This is a genomic window from Vibrio sp. 10N.261.52.A1, from assembly GCF_002876325.1.
Classification (GTDB): Bacteria; Pseudomonadota; Gammaproteobacteria; order Enterobacterales; family Vibrionaceae; genus Vibrio; species Vibrio chagasii.
Genome location: NZ_MCYD01001272.1, coordinates 1 through 5,098, shown reverse-complemented (window position 1 = coordinate 5,098; position 5,098 = coordinate 1). Strand labels below are relative to the sequence as shown.

The window sequence follows — 5,098 nt, the reverse complement described above, 5'->3', positions numbered from 1 at the left end:
GGTCATGACTACGAAAAAACACATGAGCGAAGTTCCTATGATTCAAAGGGTAGCTGCTTATCTTGCAATTCTAGTGGGCTACTTTTTCTATTGTTATAACTTTGTAATTATTGACTACGTACGCCCATACATCGTTGATGCGTATGATGGCATTAACTTAGCGGATACCGCTCAGTTCTATACATGGCAGTCGGTTGGTGCGCTTATTGGTGCTCTAAGCTGTGCATGGGTGGCATCAAACTTTGGTAAGAAATCGACTCTTATTGTCATCACTGCACTGAACGGCGGCGCAACGATCATCAACATGATGTTTACTGACTACGCAATGTGGGCAGCCATGCGTTTCATCATCGGTATTTCTTTAGGTGGTTACTTCACAGTAGCAGTAAGCCTAATGATCGGCCTATTCACGCCAACGGTTCGCGGCAAGTTGACGGCATTCGCTTCTTCTATGTTCTCGGTAGCTTTAATGGCGATGGGTGCTTACGCAGCGTTTATCTCTAGCATTGACGCACCGTGGCAGAGCCTAATGTGGGTTGGTGGCATCCCTCCTCTAGCAGCGGCAGCACTGATGATCTTTATTCTTCCGAGCGACAAGAAAGTGATCGCTTACGGTGAAGAAGATCAAGCAGAAGCTGAAGCATCAAATGCACCTGCGAAGAAAGGTTCTTGGGGCGAGATGCTTAGCGCGCCATACCGCAAGCTAACCATCACTTGTCTATTGCTAGCAGGTCTTAACTTCTACGGTTACCAGTTCTTCTCAGGCTTCGTGACAACGTACCTAAAAGAAGTTCGTCAGTTTGACGGCGCGACCATCGGCATCATCTTCTCTATCTCGGCATTCGGCTCTCTATTCGGTGCTTGGGTATGGGGTGCAATCGCAGATAAATACGGTCGTAAGGTAAACGCATTCGGTTTCATCCTTGCAGGTGTTATGGCTTCAGTATTCTTCGTAGCTCCAAGCGACGTGATGATCGGCAGCCTAAACATGCTGGCTATCCTCGGTCTTATCTACAACTTCGGCCTATCAGCTTCTGCAGTATGGGGTGGCTACTTCTCAGAACTGTTCCCAGCTCACCTACGTAGCTTCGGCGCAGCTCTATTCCACGGTGGTCGTATCATCGGTATGTGGGCACCAATGGTGTTGGTATTCATCCAAGAGCGCAGCGACCTTGCAACAGCAATGTGGGGCTCACCGATTGTATGGATTGTGGCAGGTCTACTGTGGCTATCTCTACCAGAAACATTGAAAGGCGGCATCTTCGACAAGAGCAAAAAAGCGGAAGCAGCTAAGGCTTAATCCCCTTTCGCTAAAGGTCTTTCAAGACAACGAATAAACACTATTCCGGCTGAACAGTCAGCCGGTAACAAAATCCAAATCGAGTCCTGTTCCGAATGTTGACTCGACAACAAAAAGAGAATCAATTATGTCTAAATATCAAGAAGCTAAACGCATTGTTCGCGAATACTTTGATGCAATGGAAAACGCAACTCATGAGAACGTTGCTGAAGTACTAAAAGCACACACTTCTGAAGATTACTTGTGGCGCGGTGTTTACCCATTCCGTGAGCAAGAAGGCGCTCAAGCGGCAGCTGACGTGTTCTGGGCTCCAATGATGAAATCAATGACTCGCATGCAGCGTCGTCAAGATATCTTCATCGGCGGTAACAACGAAATCAACCCAGATGAGATTTGGGTAATGAGCATGGGTCACTTCATGGGTCTATTCGACGCTGAATACCTAGGCATGCGCCCTACTGGCAAAATCATGAACGTTCGCTACGCAGAATTTAACTGTGTTGTTGACGGCAAAATCACTAAGACAGGTCTATTCCTAGACCTACTAGGCATGATGGACCAAGCGGGTTGCTACCCACTACCACCATCAACAGGCAAGCACTTCGTATACCCTGGCCCACGTAACCACGACGGTCTACTGTTTGAAGATGCAGCACCAGAAGAAGGCGTAGCAACGCTTGCTCTAGTGAACAAAATGGTTGATGACCTATCTGCACTTAACGACAGCGGCGCTATGGGTTGCCCACCAGAAGTGCTAGAGAAGAGCTGGTCTAAAGACATGATCTGGTACGGCCCATGTGGTATCGGTGCATCTTACACCATTCCTCGTTACCAGAAGCAACACCAACTTCCTTTCCGTAACAACCTGAAAGACAAGAAGTTTAATGGTCACGTTTGTCGCTTCGCTGAAGGCAGCTTCTCTTGCTTCTTCGGTTGGCCAAACCTATCAAACACACCAACAGGTGGCTTCCTTGGCATGACTGGTGGCGAAGTTCGCGCAGACATGCAAGTGGTTGATGTTTACTACCGCGACGGCGACAAGCTATCTGAGAACTGGGTACTGATCGACCTTCCTTACTGGTTGAAACAGCAAGGTCTAGACGTGTTCGAACGCACTTCTACTATCATGAACCCAACGCTGTAACCCTGCCCTATTGCCTGCCTAGTTCTTACCTACGCTAGGTAGACATGACTGCCGAGGGCTCCTTCTCGCCCTCGGCAACTTGCTACAAATCTACTTATCTCACTAAGAAAAGTAGATCAAACAAAGACAAGTAGATCTATCAAAAACACTGAGATCTACCCAAGAAAACGAGCTCCACCCAAGATTATCAACTTGTGCCTCACGGATGGGCACACCCTGCCAAACCATTACTAATATAACGGGCTTGAAAGCACGGTGGCTTTCTACGGCCTGAATAAAGAGAATTACAATGAAAAAGTCGATTCTTTCTGCAGTGATCCTGACAGCAATGACTTCAGGTTCAGCTTTTGCTGCACACACTTTTACCAATGACGCGGGCGATAGCCTAACACTAGATGGTCGTTTTGACGTTCGTTACCATGATAAGGGCGGCGATCACAACGGCGAATGGAACAGCGGTAGCTCTCGCTTTGGCCTAAAAGGTCAAATGGGATTAGACAACGGTTGGACTGGCTTTGGCCATGCCGAATGGGGTTACAACTCTGGTGCTAACGGCGACAATATTTACGACCGACTTCTATACGCTGGCATAGAGCACGATAAGTACGGCAAGATTGCAGCAGGTACTAAGCAGTGGTCTACCTTCTACGATGTCGCTTGGTTTACCGATATGGGCCGTGTATTTGGTTCACGTGGTTCTGGCTACTACAACCTGTCTGACTGGGGTATTGCTTCTGGTACAGGCCGAGCAGAAAACTCAATTACATACCGTAACAACATCAACGACAACTGGAAGTACGGCTTCACTTACCAAACCACTCGCGAAGATGTTGGCTTAGCTGATGGTAAAACAGCAACACTGAAAAACGGTATGGGTGCATCAACGCTATACACGGTTATGGATGGCCTAACCATTGGTCTAGCTTACCACCAGAATGAGTTCGATGATGTTGACGCAGGCGTTCAAAACATCAAAGATGGTGATACACAACGCATTGGTCTATTGGGTGTGAACTACACCAATAACGGCTTATTTGTTGGCTTCACTTACAGCCAAGGTTCGAACTGGGAAACCACCAGCAAGGCAGAATTCTACGACCACCGTGGTGCTGAATTCTTCACTTACTACCACTTTGAAAACGGCCTTCGCCCGACCTTTAACGTTAACTACTTAACAGATACAGACGACAATGCAAACGGCTATGAGCGTCAGTTGATTATCCCTGGTCTTGAGTACCACTTTAAGAAGAACAAATTCTTAGTGTGGACCGAATACCAGTTCGATAATGGCAACGACAAAGCAGTAGGCAATCACTATGAAAACAGTGATGACCAGTTTGCTGCTGGTATTCGTTACTACTTTTAATCACTGATTAAAGCGTTAAATTAACGCGACTCAATAAATATCTAATCAAGCTCTGCGTATATCTATTCTATATACGCAGAGTTTTTGGGTTATACCCAGTGCAATACCCAACAACGTCAATTAGCCCTTATTTTTCATACCACTCTAACGCATAGACTTTTTGAATACGTACCTATCTATGGTATTCTCTAGGTTGTTACTTGGTTAAAAAGCATGGTCTATGAACTCTCCCAAAAACGCCTCGGCGTCAAAAACAACTGTCACTTCAAAAGATGTCGCTAAACTGGCTGGCGTTTCTCAATCCACCGTTTCTCGTGTATTTGTTCCGGGCAGTTCGGTTTCAGAAAAGACCAAGCAAAAAGTATTCGAAGCAGCTAAAGCCCTCAACTATCGCCCTAATGCTTTTGCGCGAAGCCTGACTACTAATGAATCTAAGTTAATTGGTTTGGTCTTTCCTGATGCTGACTACCCAATTCACATGAAAACCCTACAACTCATCTCTACCGAGTTACAAAAGCAAGGGTATTCAGCGGTGCTTATTCCGTGGCAAGTGGATGCAAATGACAACCACTCTATTCCTAACATCTTCCAATATCGTGTCGATGGTGTGATTGCGGCCTCCGCAACGTTCAACAAGTCACTGTATGAAGAATGCGAAGAGTTCGACATCCCGATTGTTCAGTACGCTCGTGTGGTAGAAGGCACTAAGAGTAGCCATGTCGTCAGCGATAACTACGCAGCAGGACAAGTTGCCGCTCAGCACTTTCATAATGTAGGCGTAAAATCAGCTGTTTACCTAACCGGTAATGTGCCTACTTACACCAACGGGGAACGTGAAGCAGGTTTCTGCTCTGAGTTCGAAGATCTAACAGGCAAGCAAGCTCGCGTTATCGAGGCCGATTACGACTATCTTGATGCACTAGATACCATTCGCGCTATGTTCTCAGAGTCATCAAAGCCAGAAGCGATATTCTGCGCAACAGATAACCTAGCGATGGCAGTGATGGACGTAGCTCGATTGGAGTTCAACCTGCGTATTCCGGAAGATCTTCAAGTCATTGGCTTCGATGATATTCCGCAAACGCAGTGGCTTAACTACCAGCTCACGACGTTCAAGCAGGATTTCAAACGCCTTGCTCGTGAATCAGTGAAAATTGTCGTGAGTCAGATTCAAGACCAAGATACTAGCCTAGTAAAACTGATGGTTCCGGTGAAGTTTATTGAGAGAAAAACGACGCTCAAGTAATACCGACTCAAAGATGTATTCCAACAAAAATCCCGCTCATAC

The 5,098-nt window shown here is 46.5% G+C and carries 4 protein-coding genes; all 4 read left to right on the top strand.

Annotated elements, in window-relative coordinates; all coding sequences use genetic code 11:
• Positions 1-4: 4 nt before the first annotated feature.
• The 4 genes from BCT81_RS26735 (at position 5) to BCT81_RS26720 (ending at position 5,056) form a co-directional block, all read left to right on the top strand.
• Positions 5-1,300, top strand: coding sequence for an MFS transporter (locus tag BCT81_RS26735; protein ID WP_008220933.1), 1,296 nt, complete (start codon positions 5-7; stop codon positions 1,298-1,300).
• A 127-nt stretch (positions 1,301-1,427) separates the two neighbouring features.
• Entirely contained in the window at positions 1,428-2,444 is a 1,017-nt protein-coding gene (locus BCT81_RS26730) for a nuclear transport factor 2 family protein (RefSeq protein ID WP_102426425.1), read from the top strand.
• Positions 2,445-2,733: 289 nt separating this feature from the next.
• A complete protein-coding gene (locus tag BCT81_RS26725; RefSeq protein ID WP_102426424.1) occupies positions 2,734-3,810 on the top strand; it encodes a porin in 1,077 nt (358 codons plus the stop codon).
• 220 nt (positions 3,811-4,030) lie between these two features.
• Positions 4,031-5,056, top strand: a complete 1,026-nt coding sequence (locus BCT81_RS26720) for a LacI family DNA-binding transcriptional regulator (RefSeq protein WP_102426423.1) — start codon at positions 4,031-4,033, stop codon at positions 5,054-5,056.
• Positions 5,057-5,098 lie beyond the last annotated feature (42 nt).

What these genes read in the sequence shown, in the direction of transcription:
- BCT81_RS26725 (WP_102426424.1), top strand. Translation starts at nt 2,734, where the DNA reads ATGAAAAAGTCGATTCTTTCTGCAGTGATCCTGACAGCAATGACTTCA.
- BCT81_RS26735 (WP_008220933.1), top strand. Translation starts at nt 5, where the DNA reads ATGACTACGAAAAAACACATGAGCGAAGTTCCTATGATTCAAAGGGTA.
- BCT81_RS26730 (WP_102426425.1), top strand. Translation starts at nt 1,428, where the DNA reads ATGTCTAAATATCAAGAAGCTAAACGCATTGTTCGCGAATACTTTGAT.
- BCT81_RS26720 (WP_102426423.1), top strand. Translation starts at nt 4,031, where the DNA reads ATGAACTCTCCCAAAAACGCCTCGGCGTCAAAAACAACTGTCACTTCA.